15 protein-coding genes are annotated in these 16,211 nt (G+C 67.0%); 12 read left to right on the top strand and 3 right to left on the bottom strand.

Annotation, left to right across the window (positions count from 1 at the left end; translation table 11 throughout):
- Positions 1-30: 30 nt before the first annotated feature.
- The 3 genes from JWS13_RS18510 to JWS13_RS18500 are packed head-to-tail and all read right to left on the bottom strand — an operon-like array spanning position 31 to position 3,912.
- Entirely contained in the window at positions 31-1,602 is a 1,572-nt protein-coding gene (locus JWS13_RS18510; protein ID WP_206006913.1) for a long-chain-fatty-acid--CoA ligase, read from the bottom strand.
- Positions 1,599-2,720, bottom strand: a complete 1,122-nt coding sequence (locus tag JWS13_RS18505) for an acyl-CoA dehydrogenase family protein (protein ID WP_206006912.1) — start codon at positions 2,718-2,720, stop codon at positions 1,599-1,601. The genes JWS13_RS18510 and JWS13_RS18505 overlap by 4 nt, the downstream gene beginning before the upstream one ends.
- A gap of 10 nt (positions 2,721-2,730) precedes the next feature.
- Positions 2,731-3,912: an acyl-CoA dehydrogenase family protein gene (locus tag JWS13_RS18500; RefSeq protein ID WP_206006911.1), complete on the bottom strand. Its 1,182-nt coding sequence runs from the start codon at positions 3,910-3,912 to the stop codon at positions 2,731-2,733.
- A 247-nt stretch (positions 3,913-4,159) separates the two neighbouring features.
- Between JWS13_RS18500 and JWS13_RS18495 the strand changes: the two genes are divergently transcribed.
- The 12 genes from JWS13_RS18495 to JWS13_RS18440 all read left to right on the top strand — a co-directional run bounded on the left by JWS13_RS18495 (position 4,160) and on the right by JWS13_RS18440 (position 16,046).
- Positions 4,160-4,351 (top strand): ferredoxin, encoded by a 192-nt coding sequence (locus JWS13_RS18495; protein ID WP_072947890.1) that lies wholly within the window; start codon positions 4,160-4,162, stop codon positions 4,349-4,351.
- A gap of 104 nt (positions 4,352-4,455) precedes the next feature.
- The gene (locus tag JWS13_RS18490) at positions 4,456-5,373 is read left to right on the top strand and encodes a 3-oxoacyl-ACP reductase (RefSeq protein WP_206006910.1); all 918 of its coding nucleotides are present in this window, start codon (positions 4,456-4,458) and stop codon (positions 5,371-5,373) included.
- Positions 5,374-5,950: 577 nt separating this feature from the next.
- On the top strand, positions 5,951-6,715 hold the full coding sequence (locus JWS13_RS18485) for an MlaE family ABC transporter permease (protein ID WP_015888557.1): 765 nt from the start codon (positions 5,951-5,953) through the stop codon (positions 6,713-6,715).
- Between the two features lie 20 nt (positions 6,716-6,735).
- The gene (locus JWS13_RS18480; protein WP_072947894.1) at positions 6,736-7,587 is read left to right on the top strand and encodes an MlaE family ABC transporter permease; all 852 of its coding nucleotides are present in this window, start codon (positions 6,736-6,738) and stop codon (positions 7,585-7,587) included.
- A gap of 12 nt (positions 7,588-7,599) precedes the next feature.
- Positions 7,600-8,775 carry an MCE family protein gene (locus JWS13_RS18475; RefSeq protein WP_206006909.1) on the top strand — a complete coding sequence of 392 codons (1,176 nt, stop codon included), beginning with the start codon at positions 7,600-7,602 and terminating at the stop codon, positions 8,773-8,775.
- Positions 8,772-9,794, top strand: coding sequence for an MCE family protein (locus JWS13_RS18470; RefSeq protein WP_257890603.1), 1,023 nt, complete (start codon positions 8,772-8,774; stop codon positions 9,792-9,794). Before JWS13_RS18475 ends, JWS13_RS18470 begins: the two co-directional genes overlap by 4 nt.
- Before the next feature lie 2 nt (positions 9,795-9,796).
- Positions 9,797-10,852 carry an MCE family protein gene (locus JWS13_RS18465; protein ID WP_124393274.1) on the top strand — a complete coding sequence of 352 codons (1,056 nt, stop codon included), beginning with the start codon at positions 9,797-9,799 and terminating at the stop codon, positions 10,850-10,852.
- The gene (locus JWS13_RS18460) at positions 10,849-12,141 is read left to right on the top strand and encodes an MCE family protein (protein ID WP_206006908.1); all 1,293 of its coding nucleotides are present in this window, start codon (positions 10,849-10,851) and stop codon (positions 12,139-12,141) included. The genes JWS13_RS18465 and JWS13_RS18460 overlap by 4 nt, the downstream gene beginning before the upstream one ends.
- Positions 12,138-13,367 carry an MCE family protein gene (locus JWS13_RS18455; protein ID WP_206006907.1) on the top strand — a complete coding sequence of 410 codons (1,230 nt, stop codon included), beginning with the start codon at positions 12,138-12,140 and terminating at the stop codon, positions 13,365-13,367. Before JWS13_RS18460 ends, JWS13_RS18455 begins: the two co-directional genes overlap by 4 nt.
- The gene (locus JWS13_RS18450) at positions 13,364-14,773 is read left to right on the top strand and encodes an MCE family protein (RefSeq protein WP_206006906.1); all 1,410 of its coding nucleotides are present in this window, start codon (positions 13,364-13,366) and stop codon (positions 14,771-14,773) included. The genes JWS13_RS18455 and JWS13_RS18450 overlap by 4 nt, the downstream gene beginning before the upstream one ends.
- A complete protein-coding gene (locus JWS13_RS18445; RefSeq protein ID WP_206006905.1) occupies positions 14,770-15,531 on the top strand; it encodes a hypothetical protein in 762 nt (253 codons plus the stop codon). Before JWS13_RS18450 ends, JWS13_RS18445 begins: the two co-directional genes overlap by 4 nt.
- Entirely contained in the window at positions 15,528-16,046 is a 519-nt protein-coding gene (locus tag JWS13_RS18440) for a h domain protein (protein WP_206006904.1), read from the top strand. Before JWS13_RS18445 ends, JWS13_RS18440 begins: the two co-directional genes overlap by 4 nt.
- Positions 16,047-16,211 lie beyond the last annotated feature (165 nt).

Here is a 16,211-nt window from a genome sequence, read left to right as displayed (position 1 = left end):
GGCAAAGCGTGCGCCAGCACACTTTGCCACTCACCTGGGGGAGTAGCGGTCCCCGGCGAGGAACCACACCGGATCGGTGCATCCCGTGGCCTCGGCGCTCAGCACGCGGGTGAGCACCTTGAACGTGGCCGTCCGCGGGAACTCCGCACACACCCGGATCAGACTCGGGCGCTGCTTCGGACCCAGATCGGATTGCGCGTCGAGGAAGGCCGCGAACGCCACGGGATCGAAATCCCGCGTCGGCACGACGGCCGCCATCACCCGGTCCCCGACCTCGACGTCGGGTACCCCGTACACCGTCACCTGGGCGAAGCCGTCGTACCGCAGGAGGATGCGTTCGATGGGTGCCGATCCGAGGTTCTCGCCGTCGACGCGCAGCCACCCGGAACTGCGGCCGGCGAAGTAGACGAACCCGTCGGCGTCCCGGTAGGCGAGGTCGCCGCTCCAGTACTTTCCGTCGCGGATCCGTTCGGCGTCGGCCTCGGGGTTCTTGTAGTAGCCCGCGAACGCCCCCGACCCCGCGACGTTGACGAGTTCACCCGTCGCGGCCTCCGCGTTGACCACCCGGTCGGCAGTGTCGAATTCGGCAGGCGGGCAAGGATCTCCGGTGTCTGGATCGAGGATCGCGACACCCTCGGGGAGCCTGCCCAGAGAACCCGGTGGCGCCTCCGGTGTCGAGGAGATGGCGATGCCGCCCTCGGTGGAGCCGAACCCGTCGATCACTTCGGTGCCGAAGCGACGCGCGAACGCCGCGACCGCGGGCGCGGAGCCCTCGTTGCCGTACATCACCCGCAGGGTGTTGTCGGCGTCGTCGGGCCGTTCGGGATTCGCCAGCACATACGACAGCGGCTTCCCGACGTAGTTGGCATACGTGACGCCGAACCTCCGCACGTCGGGCAGGAAGTTCGACGCGGAGAACCTGCGCCGCAGCGCAATCGAGCTGTGCCCCGCGAGCGCCACGGACCACGCCGCCATCATGGCGTTGGAATGGAACATCGGCATCGACATGTACACGACGTCGTCCGGGGACAGCGCGAAACGCTCGGCGAGCATGACGCCGGGTCCGGTGATCTTCGCGTGCGTGCACCGCACCGCCTTCGGGTCGCCGCTCGTGCCCGACGTGAAGATGAGCATGAACAGGTCTTCGGGCGCGGCGGCCCTCGGCGTGAAGTCGGGGCGTTCCTCGGCGAGCAGATCGGACCATGCCGGTGAATCCACGTCGACGACGGGAACACCGGGGTCGACGCCGTCCAGCAGGGCGGACCGGCCGGATTCGGTGAAAACCACCTGGCAGTCGGCCAGCGCGATGTCGCGGGCCAGCGACTCCCCGCGCCGAGTGGTGTTGAGCCCCACGAGCACGGCGCCGGACAGCGCCGCCGCCCCGGCCAGGAGGGAGAACTCGGGGACGTTGTCCATCAGGACCCCGAAGTGCCGGGGCCGCTGCGCGTCGAGGAGGTCGTCGAGAATCGCGGCGCGTCGCAGGCTCGCCCGCACGTGCTCGGACCACGACACGAACCCGTCCTCGAAGTACAGGCCCCGTGCGCCGGAATCCGCGACACCGAGCAGCAGGTCCGACACGGTGCGGGCGAGCGTGGCGGTCATGCCGGGACGGTGGCCAGTTCGGCGCCGAGGACCCGCAACTGCTGCGTGGCCGAACCGAGCCGGAACTCGAGCGCCTTGGCGGCGAGGAAGTACCGGTGCACGGGGTGGTCCTCGTCGAGTCCGACGCCGCCGTGGACGTGGACGAGGGTGTGCGACACCCGGTGTCCGGCGTCGGACGCCCAGAAGTTGGCGGTCTGGACGTCGCCTTCGCTGGGCAGTCCCTCGCTGAGCCGCCACGCCGCCTGCCACAGTGTGAGCCGGACGCCCTTCACGTCGATGTAGCCGTCGGCGAGTCGCTGGGCCACGGCCTGGAAGCTGCCGATGGGCCGGCCGAACTGCACCCGCTCCCGGGCGTAGGCCGCGGTGAGTTTCAGGGATTCGTCGAGGACGCCGTACTGGTACGCGCACGCGCCGAGCGTGCCGCGCTCGACGATCCAGTCGACGATCTCGCTGCCCTGCTCGACGGTGCCGAGCAGGCGGTCCCCGGACAGCGACACTCCGCGGAGGGTCACCTCACCGACACTGGCCAGGTCGACGGTCTGCTGGCGGGTGACGGTCACCCCGGCGTCGTCGGGGCGGACGAGGAACACCGCGACCCCGTCCGGGGTGGTTGCCGGGACCAGGAAGAGGTCGGCGGACGGTGCCGCGTCGACCACGATCTTGGTGCCGTCGAGCGTCCAGCCGTCCGCGCCGGGTTCGGCACGGGTGGTGGGCGCGGCCGGGTTGTCGCCCAGTTCCTCGTCGAGGGCCACGGTGAGGATCTTCTCGCCCCGCGCGGCCGGAGTGCCCCAGTCGGCACGCTGCTGTTCACTTCCGTATTGCGCGATCGCCCCGGCCGCCATCACGATCGACGACAGGTAGGGGACCGCCGCCACGGCCCGGCCCAGTTCGACGAGGATGCTGCACTGCTCGAGGACGCCGAAACCGTCGCCGCCCACCGATTCCGGCAGCGCGGCACTGAGGACGTCCGACGACGCGAGCGCGGACCACAGCCGGCGATCGAGACGGTCCTCCGCCGCGTCGAGTTCGCGCAACCGGTCGTTGGTGACGAGATCCGAGACGATTCCTCGGGTGAGCCCGGCAAGATCCTGCTGGGCCTCGGTGGGAGTGAAGTCCATGGTGGTAGTCCTAACGCTTCGCGGGGGGCAGGCCGAGGGCGGTCATGGCGATGATGTCGCGCTGCACCTCGTTGGTTCCGCCGCCGAACGTGAGGATCAGCGACGACCGGTGCATCCGCTCGAGCCGCCCGCGCAGCAGGACGCCGGGGGAGTTCTGCCGCAGCGTGGCCGACGGTCCGAGGATCTCCATCAGCAGCCGGTACGCCTCGGTGGCGAACTCCGTGCCGTACACCTTGTTCGCCGACGCCGCCTCGGGGCCGGGAGCCTGATCGGTGGAGGAAGCGATCTCCCAGTTCATGAGTTTTAGGTACTCGGCCTTCGCGTGGACGCGTGCGAGATTGATCTGCACCCACTCCTGGTCGATGACGCGGCGGCCGTCCGGCAGCTTGGTGTTCTGCGCCCATTCGCGCACCTCCCGCTGGGCGGTGAGGACCGGCCCGGCGGACGTCAGGGCGACGCGTTCGTGGTTGAGCTGGTTGGTGATCAGCGCCCAGCCGCCGTGTTCGGGGCCGACGAGCGCGGACGAGGGCACCCGGACGTCCTGGTAGTAGGTGGCGCTGGTGTCCGGTCCCGCCATCGTGTGGACGGGGGTGTACGAGAAGCCTTCGGCGGTGGTCGGGACGATCAGCATGCTGATGCCCTTGTGCTTCTTCGCGCCGGGGTCGGTGCGGCATGCGAGCCACACGTAGTCGGCGTACGCGATCAGGCTCGTCCACATCTTCTGGCCGTTGATGACGTAGTCGTCGCCGTCCTTGACCGCGGTGGTGCGGAGGCTGGCGAGGTCGGTGCCCGCTTCGGGCTCGGAGTAGCCGATGGAGAAGTGCAGTTCGCCGGCCGAGATCTTGGGAAGGAAGAACGATTTCTGCTCGGGGGTGCCGAAGTGCATGATCGTCGGCGCCACCGAGTTGATGGTGAGGAAGGGGACGGGCGCGCCTGCGATGGCCGCCTCGTCGGTGAAGATCAGCTGTTCCATGGCGGATCGTTCCTGGCCGCCGTACTCCCTGGGCCACCCGAGTGTCAGCCAGCCGTCCCTGCCCATCTGGGCGACGACGTCACGGTAGACGTTGCCTTCGCCGTATTCGCCGGTGGTGGCGGCCAGTGCCTCTCGACGCTCCGGCGTCATCAGCTTCGCGAAGTACGCGCGCAGCTCTTCCCGCAGCTGTTGCTGCTGCGGTGTGTACGTGATGTGCATCGAAATACCTCTCCGGTCCGAGAGCGAAATCAGCTGAAATCTGGCACAGGTTCCAGTCTCTGCGGTGCATCGGCGGAGTCGGCTCGGGCCGGCCCCGGAGCGTGCCCGGTGGGCGTGCCCGCAGTCGTGGAACGAATCATTGCACACGACTGGAACAGGTTCTAGTGTTATCGCAGGAACGGCGTGCGCCACAGCCTGGCCGCACCCGGATCCATGAGTGACGAGACGAGATGAAGTGAGGGTTGCCATGGAGGTCAGAGTCGATTTCGACCGTTGTGAGGCCAATGGTGTGTGCGTGGGGATCGCACCCGACATCTTCGAGCTCGACGACGACGATCAGCTGCACATCACGAGTGCCGTTCCTCCCGCTGACCGGGAGGAAGACGTGCGTACGGCGATCGCCCAGTGTCCGAGGGCAGCGCTCACCGAGCACCCCTGAGGATTGTTGCCCGGAATGAGAACACGTTCTACAGTGACGTCGACCTACCGCCGCGCCGTGGTTCACGACCTCCGGCGAGCGCACAGAACCAGGAGAGCGTGTTCATGAATGCTGTGGCTGACCGCGAAGTGAACTTGGACGGCAAGGTTGCTGTCGTGACCGGTGCCGGATCCGGCCTCGGGAAGTTCGAGGCGATCGCACTGGCCCGCGCGGGTGCGTCCGTCGTCGTCAACGACCTGGCCGCGAACGAGGCGGTCGAGGCGACCCTGGAGGAGATCCGGGGCCTGGGCGCGAAGGTCGAGTTCGTGGCAGGGGACATCGGGGAACGGTCTACCGCCGACGCGATCATGGAGGCGGCGCAGAGCCGGCTCGGCAGCCTCGACATCCTCGTGAACAATGCGGGCATCACGCGGGATCGCATGCTGTTCAACATGTCCGACGAGGACTGGGACCTGGTGCTGAAAGTTCATCTGCGCGGCCACTTCCTGCTGTGCCGTTCCGCCGCGTCGTACTGGCGGGGCAAGTCGAAGGAGGCCGGCGCGCCCGTGTACGGGCGCATCGTCAACACCTCGTCCGAGGCGGGGCTCCTCGGCCCCGAGGGGCAGGCGAATTACGGCGCCGCCAAGGCGGGCATCACCGCGCTCACCCTGTCCGCCGCCCGAGGACTCTCCCGGTACGGCGTCCGGGCCAACGCGATCTGCCCTCGGGCCCGCACGTCGATGACCGAGAACGTCTTCGGGGAGGCCCCCGCGGAGGGGGTCGATCCGTTGTCGCCCGAGCATGTCGCCGCGCTGGTCGCTTACCTCGCATCTCCCGCCGCCGACTCCGTGAACGGTCAGGTCTTCGTCGTCTACGGCCCGATGGTGGCGTTGATGGCAGCCCCGGTCGTGGAGCGGCGCTTCGACGCCGCGGACGGCCGGTGGACGCCCGATGCGCTCGCCGCGGAGCTCGGAACCTACTTCGGGGACCGGGATCCGGCCGCGATGTTCTCGGCCTCCGCGGCGCTGCGCGAACTGGGCTGATCCGCGTCCCGCGGGGCGAAGAATCGACACGAAGCGGGTTTGCGTATCGTTTCCGCAGGTAATGCGTCCGCGATGGGCGATACTGAAGGCAACTGAACAGCTGCGGAGCGGGGCCGGGTGACGGTGGAGGGGTTGTGGAACGCGTGCCGGATTTGACTAGATCGTGTTCTAGTTTTCCGTCGTCGACCGGTTCGATCACCCTTGCCCGCGACACTCCCGAAGCGCCGGCGCCCAGCGGGCGCGCGCGGCCACCGGAATCGGACGCACAGACGATTCCCACGCTCGGCCTTATGCGATGATATTCATCTAAAGTTCTTGTGCTATAACGTCTTAGCGATACCGCTCCGTGCTTCCGGCCGGCACGAACTGCCTGGCTCGGTCGGGCGGCGACACGCCCGGACTTTCGGTCGAATCCGGCCCTCGGGGCGTGCTGAATGTGGGACGATTCTTGCTGATGAGCGACCACCTTTGACAGGTGAACACGTTCTAGTTAATATGACCTGAGTCACAGACCGCTGGGGGGGCTGGGCTCGAACTGACAGTCGGTGCTGGGCGAGATCATGGACGAGGAGGACGGATGGTAGACCTCCTCGAGGTGCCGTTGCGTGCGGTCGGCGGGTTCTTCACGATGTCGGGCGAAACGTTGAGGGCAGTCTTTTCGAGGCCCTTCCAGCGTCGTGAGTTCGTCGACCAGGCGTGGTTCGTCGCCCGGGTCTCGATGGTGCCCACCGTGCTGGTGGCCATTCCGTTCACGGTGCTGGTGAGCTTCACGATCAACATCCTCCTGCGCGAGATCGGCGCGGCAGACCTCAGTGGCGCGGGCGCCGCTCTCGGCACCGTCACCCAGGTCGGCCCCATCGTCACCGTGCTCATCGTGGCGGGTGCGGGTGCCACCGCCATCTGCGCAGACCTCTCCGCCCGCACCATCCGCGAAGAGATCGACGCGATGCGGGTGCTGGGCATCAATCCGATCCACCGCCTGGTCGTGCCGCGCGTGCTGGCCTCGACCGTCGTGGCGCTCCTGCTCAACGGGCTGGTCTGCACCATCGGCATCCTCGGCGGTTTCGTCTTCTCGGTCTACATCCAGGACGTCAACCCGGGTGCGTTCGTCAACGGCATCACGCTGCTCACCGGTTTCGGGGAGCTCGTGATCTCGGAAGTCAAAGCCGGTCTGTTCGGCATGATCGCCGGCCTCGTCGCCGCCTACCTCGGCCTGAACGTCAAGGGCGGCGCGAAGAGTGTCGGTGACGCCGTCAACCAGACCGTCGTGTTCTCGTTCATGGCCCTCTTCGTGGTCAACGTTCTCGTCACCGCCGTCGGCATCAAACTGACGGCAGGGTGATCGACTTGGTGGTGGAGTAGATGGCACTAGCGGCGGCCGGGCGCTTTCCCCGAACTCGCAGACGGTTCGCGTCGGCGTCCCGTTCGATCGACCGGCTCGGTGAGCAGGCACTGTTCTTCGCGCGGGCCATCGGCTCGGCACCCCGCGCCCTGATGCACTATCCGAGGGAGACGCTGCGGCTCATCGCCGAGATCAGCATGGGCACCGGTGCGCTCGCGGTGATCGGCGGAACGGTCGTCATCGTCGGCTTCCTGACCCTGTTCACGGGTGGCACCATCGCGGTGCAGGGATACAGCTCGCTCGGCAACATCGGCGTCGAGGCACTCACCGGCTTCTTCGCGGCGTTCATCAACGTGCGCATCGCAGCGCCGGTCATCGCGGGTATCGGGCTGGCGGCCACCATCGGCGCCGGCTCCACCGCCCAGCTCGGTGCGATGCGCGTGTCGGAGGAGATCGACGCGCTCGAGACGATGGCGATTCCGTCGATCCCGTACCTGGTCAGCACCCGCGTGATGGCGGGCATGATCGCGATCATTCCGCTGTACGCCCTGGCGGTGATCGCGTCGTTCATGGCGAGCCGGTTCGCGACCGTCGTGCTGTACGACCAGTCGTCCGGCGTCTACGACCACTACTTCTCGACGTTCCTGATACCCACGGACATCCTGTGGTCGTTCGCCCAGGCCATCGTCATGGCGATCGCGATCATGCTCATCCACACCTACTACGGCTTCAACGCGTCGGGCGGCCCGGTCGGCGTCGGTGTGGCCGTCGGCAACGCGGTGCGGTCCTCGCTGATCGCCGTCGTCACCGTCACCCTGCTCATCTCTCTCGCCATCTACGGCGGGTCCGGCAACTTCAACCTTTCGGGATAGGAGTGCCGGTAGATGACTGATTCGGGTGGGAAGAAGAAGCTCGCGGCACTCGTTCTCGTGGTGAGTCTTCTCGCGATCATCGGTGTGTCACTGGCCATGTTCAACGGCACGTTCGACGAGACCACGCCCGTCACCGTGACGTCGGATCGCTCCGGGCTGGTGATGGAACCCGACGCCAAGGTCAAGCTCCTCGGTGTCCAGGTCGGCCGCGTCGCCTCCATCGAACACGTAACGGACGGCGCCGAGCTGAAGCTGGCGATGTACCCCGACATGATGTCGCTGATCCCGTCCAACGCGACCGTGGAGATCAAGTCCACCACCGTGTTCGGCGCCAAGTACGTCGACTTCGTGATGCCGGAGAACCCGTCGTCCACCCCTCTGCAGTCGGGGGACGTCATCGCGTCCGAGAACGTCACCGTCGAGTTCAACACGGTCTTCCAGCATCTGTCCGACGTGTTGGCCAAGGTGCAGCCGGAGAAGCTCAACGCCACCCTCGGTGCCATCTCCTCGGCGCTGCACGGGCGGGGTGACGAACTCGGTGCCCTGCTCGAGCAGAGCGACAGCTACCTGGCGGAGATGAACCCGAGTCTGCCCCAGCTGCAGGAAGATCTGGCGAAGGCGGCGCAGGTCACCGACGTGTACGCCGACACCGCACCCGACCTGCTGCGGGTGCTCGACAACGCGACGGCCACCAGCGGCACCGTCGTCGACGAACAGGACAATCTGGACGCCGTGCTGCTCAACGTCACCGGGCTGGCCGACACGGCGAACACCGTCCTGACCGAGAACGAGCAGAACCTGGACTCCGCTCTCGGCCTGCTGCTCCCGACGACGGATCTGCTGGCCGAGTACTCGCCCGAGATCTCCTGCTTCATCGTCGGCCTGAACAACGTGATCCCCCTCGCCGAACAGCTCATCGGCGGCAATCAGCCGGGTATCGCGCTGAGTGCCAGCTTCATGTACGGGCAGGAGCCGTACACCTATCCGAAGGACCTGCCGAAAGTGAACGCGACAGGTGGGCCGAACTGCCACGGTCTTCCCAACCCTGATCTCAGCAAGCACGCGAATTTCGTCGTGGCCGACACCGGCACGGTGCCGTTCGTGCCGTCGACGGAAGTCCAGGTGCATCTGCCGAAGGTGTTCCAGCTGTTGTTCGCGGGTGTGTACCCCGGGCAGGGTGGGCAGTGACTGTGCGAGCGACCACGGTCAAGCTGCTGATCTTCGCGACGGTGATGTCGGTGATCTTCGCCGGGCTCGCCCTGGTGTTCAGCCAGTACCGTTTCAGCAGCTCCGACGGCTACCACGCCACGTTCACCGACGTGTCCGGGCTCAAGCCCGGCGACAAGGTGCGCATCGCCGGCGTTCCCGTCGGCGCCGTCGAGAAGGTGGGCATCGACGACGACAACCTCGCCGACGTCGACTTCACCGTCGACACCAAGTACTCGCTGTTCGACGGGACCAAGGCCACGGTGCGGTACGAGAACCTCGTCGGCGACCGGTACATGGAACTCCTCGAAGGCGCCGGATCGGTGGAACCGCTGCCGGACGGCGGGTCGATCCCCGTCGAGAACACTTCTCCCGCACTCGATCTCGACCTCCTGCTGGGCGGGTTCAAACCGCTGCTGCGGGCGCTGGACCCGCAGCAGGTCAACGACCTGTCACAGGCGCTGGTCCAGGTGTTCCAGGGGCAGGGCGGCACGCTCGTCTCGCTGCTCGGCAGCACGAGTTCGTTCACGAACACCCTCGCCGACCGGGACCAGTTGATCGGCGAGGTGATCACGAACCTCAACCAGGTGCTCGGCACCATCAACGACCGCGGCGACCAGTTCCGCTCGACGCTCGACCAGTTGCAGCAGTTGGTGAGCGGCCTCTCCCAGGACCGCGACCAGATCGGTGACGCCATTCCCCGCATCGCCGGGGCGACGGGCGATCTCGCCAATCTGCTCGAGGGTGCGCGGCCGCCGCTGCAGAGCACGATCGCCGAGGCCAACCGCACCGCGACGCAACTCCAGGCGGGCGAGGACGACCTCGACTGGGTGTTCCAGAATCTGCCCGACGCGTACCGCAGGCTCATCCGCATCGGCACGTACGGCAGCTTCTTCCAGATGTATGTCTGCACGGTCAAGTTCAAGTTCTCCGGCCCGGACGGATCGGATCTGCTCCTCAACATGCCGGGCGGTCAGACGGCAGGGAGGTGTGCACCGTAGCCATGAAGAGTGAACGCAATCCCGTACAGGTGGGACTCATCGGTGTCGCCGTCGCGAGCATGATCGTGATCGCGACCCTGCAATACGATCAGCTGCAATTCCTGTCGGGCGGTACGCAGTACTCCGCCTACTTCGAGGACGCGGGTGGGCTGATGACCGGCGACACGGTGACCCTCGCCGGTGTCGATGTCGGGAAGGTCGCCGAGGTGGAACTCGACGGTCAGAACGTGCTCGTCACGTTCACCATCCAGGACGGCATCGCCCTCGGCGACGCCACCGAGGCGAACATCAAGACCAACACCGTTCTCGGGCGCAAGTCGCTGGCGGTCACCCCGCTCGGGCACGACACGATGCGGGTGGGATCGACGATTCCATTGGAGCGCACCAACTCTCCGTACTCGCTCAACGACGCGCTCGGCGATGTGTCGACCACCGTCTCCGAGCTCGACACCGACCAGGTCAACAACGCGTTGAACGCGATGTCCGGTGCGCTCGAGAACACACCGCCCGAACTGCGCACCGCGCTGGACGGCCTGACCCGGTTGTCGGAGAGCATCAACTCGCGGGACGAGAGCCTGCGGCAGCTGCTCTCGCGGGCCGAGAACGTGACCGGAATCCTCGCCGAGCGCAGCGGGCAGATCAACTCGCTGATCGTCGACGGAAACCAGTTGTTCGGTGAGCTCGACCGTCGCCGCGCGGCGATCAGCCAGCTGATCGTGAACATCTCCGAGGTGTCCCGGCAGCTCACCGGACTGGTCCAGGACAACGAGGAGCAGATGAAACCGACGCTCGACAAGCTGAATTCGGTGGTCGACGTCCTGCAGCGCAACAAGGACAACATCTCGCAGGCGCTCGACGGGCTCGCGCCGTACGCTACGCAGCTCGGCGAGTCCGTCGGTAGCGGCCCGTTCTTCATGGCGTACGTCTACAACATCGGCATCGGCAACCTGTTCCAGGGACTCAGCGACGCCGTGACGTGGCCGGAGCATCTGCCCAACGACCTCCAGGCCTACCTGCAGACGGGTCCGTCCATCGAACTGAGGGAACCGCCGCGATGACGACGAACCCGGAAATCACCAACACGCGGAAGAAGTGGCTGATCCGCGCCAGCGTCGCCGCGGTCGTGGTGGTGCTGATCGTCGGCGCCGCAGTGATGTTCGTGCCCAAGCTGTTCCAGAACACGATCACCGCGTACTTCCCGGCGACCACCGGGCTGTACACGGGCGACGACGTCCGCGTGCTCGGCGTGAAGGTGGGGACGATCGATTCGATCGAGCCCGGCGCCGACTTCGCGCGGGTGACGATGAACGTGAACAAGAGCGTCGAGATTCCGGCCGACGCGAAGGCCGTCATCGTCGCACCCAGCCTGGTGTCGGGCCGGTTCGTCCAGCTGACACCCGTGTACGCGGGTGGGCCGACGATGGGCGACGGCGCGAGCATCCCGGTGGAGCGCACCGCCGTCCCGGTGGAGTGGGACGAGATCAAGACCGAGCTGAACAAGCTGTCGGAGGCGCTCGGACCGCAGGGCGCCGACCCGCAGGGCTCGCTCGGCACGTTCATCGACACCGCCGCCGCCAACCTCGACGGCAACGGCCAGTCACTGCGCGACACACTGCGGGAACTGTCGGAGACCATGCGGACCCTGTCCGACGGCCGCACCGACCTGTTCTCGACCATCCGCAACCTGCAGACGTTCGTGGCGGCACTGTCGTCGAGCAACGAGCAGATCGTCCAGTTCGAGGGCAGACTCGCGTCGGTGTCGAACATGCTCGCCACCAACTCCGACGAACTCGGAACCGCCCTGAACGACCTCGACCTGGCGCTCGGCGACGTCAACCGGTTCGTGGCGGAGAACCGCGCCGCCCTCAGCGAGCAGGTCGGCCGACTGGCGGACGCCACCCAGGTGCTCGCGGACAAGAGGCCGCAGATCGAGCAGGTGCTCCACGTGGCGCCCACGGCCCTGGCGAATTTCAGCAACATCTACAAGCCGGCGCAGGGGTCACTGGTCGGCGCGGTCGCGTTTGCGAACCTCGCGAACCCCGTGAACTTCATGTGCGGTGCCATCCAGAGCCTGCAGGCCAACGAGGCGAATCGCAGTGCCGACCTGTGCACCCAGTACCTGTCGCCGGTGCTGAACTCGCTGACGATGAACTACCTGCCCGCCCTGATCAACCCGACCACGGGTGTGAATGCGTTCCCGGATCAGATCGAGTACAGCCCGCCGAGTCTCGAGGCCTCCGTGCCGCCGCGGTCCGCGCCCCCGGTGACCGGCACCCTCGCCGGGATGCCGACGGTGGACGTGCCCCGGGACCTGAACGATCTGCTGCAGCCGGGAGGTGGGCGATGACGAAGCACGCACGGGTGCGTCGCGGCGGCATCGCCGCCGTGGCGATCACACTGACGCTGACCCTGACCGGATGCGAGTGGGAAGGGCTGAATTCGCTTCCCCTGCCGGGCACCGAGGGGCAGGGCGACGACGCCTACACCGTCGAGATCCAGATGCCCAATGTGACGACGCTGTCGCAGAACTCGCCCGTCCGGGTGAACGACGTGACGGTGGGTTCGGTGACGGGCATCGAGGTGCAGGACTGGCACGCCCTGGTCACCGTGTCGATCAACGGCGACGTCCAGTTGCCCGCCAACGCGACCGCCAAGATCGGCCAGACCAGCCTCCTCGGTTCGCAGCACCTGGAGCTGGCTCCGCCGACCGACGTCGAGCCCGAAGGCACACTCGAGAACGGCGACGTGATCCCGATCGAGCGGGCGGGCGCCTACCCGACCACCGAGCAGACGCTGTCTTCGCTGTCGGTGGTGCTCAACGGCGGCGGCATCGCCCAGATCCGCGACATCACCCAGGAACTCAACGCCGCGCTGGGCGGACGGGAGGACTCGATCCGCGACCTCCTTCCGCAACTCGACCAGCTCGTCACGAGCCTCGATCAGCAGCGTGGCGACATCATCGGTGCGATGGAGGGGCTCGACCGGTTGTCGGGCACCGTCAACGAGCAGAAGGCCACCCTGGACGCGGCGCTGGACGGCATCCCGCCGGCGCTGGACGTGCTCGTCACGCAACGGCAGAATCTCACCACCGCACTGGTCGAGGTGGGCAAGCTCAGCGACACCGCCACCCGCCTCGTCGAGAGCAGCGGTGAGGACCTGAAGGCGAACCTGCGCAACCTCACCCCGGTGCTGCGTGAACTCGCCAACTCGGGGAGCGCGCTGACCGAGGTGCTGACCCTGATGCTCACGTACCCCTTCCCGATGAAGACGATGGACAAGGCGATTCAGGGCGACTACGCGAACCTCATGATGACGATCGACATGACCAACGAACGCGTCGACAGCAACTTCCTCACCGGAACCGGTCTCGGAGGATCACTCGGCGGCGTCGAGGGCGCCGTGGGATCGCTCGCCGGGGTGGCCGGACAGTCCGGCGATCCGCTGCAGGCGCCTTTGCAGCCGGCGCCGAAACCGGCACCCGCACCGCCGGTGATTCCGGGGCTCCCGCAGATACCCGGACTGCCGCAGATACCGGGCCTTCCGCCGCAACTGGGAGGGGCTCCGACACCATGAGAATGACGAGATTCGTTCGCATTCAGCTGATCATCTTCTCGATCCTCACCGTCATCGGGCTCGTCGTGATGTCGATCCAGTACATCAAGGTGCCGGTGCTGTTCGGCGTCGGACGCTACGAGGTGAGCGTCCGGCTGCCGTCCACCGGTGGGCTCTACTCCCACGCCAATGTCGCGTACCGCGGCACCAACATCGGTGTCGTCGAGAACGTGACGCTCACCGGCGAGGGTGTGGAGGCGAAGATGTCGCTCGACAGCGACTACAAGATCCCGGCCGACGTCGACGCGGCGGTCAAGAGCGTGTCGGCGGTCGGCGAGCAGTACGTCGACCTGATTCCGCGGGAAGGAGCCGCCGACGGCCCGTACCTCGCGGACGGCGACGTGATCCCGGAGGATCGGGCCACCATCCCGCAGGACGTCGGCGAGATGCTCGACCAGGCCGACGAACTGCTCGCCAGCATCTCGGACACCAGGCTGCAGACGGTGATCGACGAGGCGTTCACGGCGTTCAACGGATCCGGTCCCGACCTGCAGCGGCTCATCGACTCGGCCCGCTTGTTCGTCGAGGAGGCCGACGCGAACAGCGACGCGACGAAGGCTCTGATCGACCAGGTCGGCCCGCTGCTCGACACCCAGACGGTCAGCAGCGACGCCATCCGCTCCTGGACCCAGGACCTCGTGACGTTCACCGACCAGTTGCGGGCGAGCGACCCGAGCCTGCGGTCGGTGCTGGAGAAGGGCCCCGGCGCGGCGCAGGAGGCCACCCAGCTGTTCCAGGACCTGCAGCCGACGCTGCCGATCCTGCTGCGGAATCTGGTGAGCGTCGGCCAGGTCGGGGTGATCTACAACAAGAGCATCGAGCAGGTTCTGGTCATCTACCCGCCGCTGACCGCGGCGCTCGTGACGGCAGCGACGGGTGGGCCCGTGGAGGACGGCGCGATCGTCGACTTCGCCCTGCAACTGCACGACCCCCCGGCGTGCACGACGGGATTCCTGCCCCCGGACCAACGCCGGTCGGGAGATCAGACCGACCCCATCGCGACACCGAACGACCTGTACTGCAAGGCCGCTCCGGACGACCCGTCCGTCGTGCGCGGTGCGCGGAACCTGCCGTGCATGGAGTTCCCCGGACGTCGCGCACCGACGGTCGAGGCGTGCCGCGAGGGCTGGGAGGCGTCGGGCAACAACCCGCCGTACGGGCCGATCATGCCGCCGGATGTACCCTCGTACACAGCCGTTCCGAGTTCCTACGAAGGCTCCGCGGGTGCACCGGTCGCGGCCGTGCCCTACGACCCGGCCACCGGTAGCTTCATTGGTTCGGATGGAAAGACGTACACCCAACCGGATCTGGCGGTGCAGGGAAAGGACTCGACGTGGCAGACGATGATGACAGGTCAGCAGATTTGAGTTCCGGAACAGACGAAACTGTGACCGACTCCGCGGAGCAGGCGCAGCAGACACCCGCAGCGACGGATCGGACAAGGCGCCGGGCCGTCCGGCACGCCGGCCCGCCGGTGGGGGAGACCGAGGCCCCGAAACCGGTGGTCCTCGCCAAGCCGGCGGCTGTGCAGGCCGCGCCCGAGGTGGAGAAGGTCTCCACGACGAAGTCCGCGTCCGAGGCCTCCGAGGCGCCGCCGATCGATGCGGTGCCGATCGAGACACCGAAGCATGGTCGGCCACTGAAGTCGTTGCTCGCGTGGGGTGTTACGGCGGTGGTGATCGTCGCACTGGTCGTCGCGGCGGTGGTCCTGCTGCTCGACCAGCGGTCCGCGCGCGAACGGGACGACCGCCGTCAGGCTTTCGTCGACACGGCCCGGCAGACGGTGCTCAACCTGACGACCATCCACCCCGAGACCGCGAAGGCCGACGTCGACCGGATCATCGCCGGCGCGTCCGGTCAGTTCCTCGAAGAGTTCCAGGGCCGGGAGGATCCGTTCGTCGGTGTCGTGCAGGACGCGAACGTGACCACCGAGGGTGAGGTCATCGAGGCCGGCGTCGAGAACGGGACCGAGACGTCGATCTCGGCGAACGTCCTGGTGGCCGCGCGGACGATGGTGAGCAGCAAGGAACAGCCGGAACCCTCACCGCGCGACTTCCGGATGCGGGTGACGATCAGCGACGTCGACGGCAAGTTGACCGCATCGAAGGTGGAGTTCGTGCCATGAGTGACAACAACGAAGGCAAGCGAAAGTTCGCACTCACCAAGGGTGTAGCGCTGAAGGTCGCGGCCGCGGTCGTGGTGGTCGCGCTCGCCGTCGGGGTGGGCTTCCTCTGGTACGGACACCGGCAGGATCGACTGTCCGAGCAGGCGCGCATCGACGCCGTCGACGCCGCGGGCAAGCAGGCCGTCGCGATGCTGGCGTACGACTTCGCCGACGTCGACAACCAGTTGGACGCTGCCGCAGACGGACTCACCGGTTCCTTCCGTGACGACTACACCACGCTCGTGCAGGGAACCATCGCACCCGGCGCCAAGGAGAAGCAACTCACCGTGCAGGTGTCGGTGCAGGCCGCCGCGCCGGTATCCACCACACCCGACGAGGCGGTGGTTCTGCTGTACCTGAACCAGACGACGACGAGCGCCGACGCCCCCGACGCCCGAACGTCGGGCAGCCGGGTGCGGGTGTCGTTGCAGAAAGTCGACGACCGCTGGCTCGTCGATCAGCTGACCCCGGTGTAGCTGCGGCTGCGCCGCCCGTGAGTACTTATTAACCGCCCGACGTTGATAAGTACTCACGGGGCGGAGCCATCCCCTTCACAAAATAGAACAAGTTCTAGTAGTGTCGGGGTCTCCTGGCCGAGTGCCGACGCACGACGCTGTGTCGCACGGCCACAACCGAACAGG

This window comes from Rhodococcus pseudokoreensis (assembly GCF_017068395.1).
Taxonomy (GTDB): Bacteria; Actinomycetota; Actinomycetes; order Mycobacteriales; family Mycobacteriaceae; genus Rhodococcus_F; species Rhodococcus_F pseudokoreensis.
This window is presented reverse-complemented; position numbering and strand designations above follow the sequence as displayed.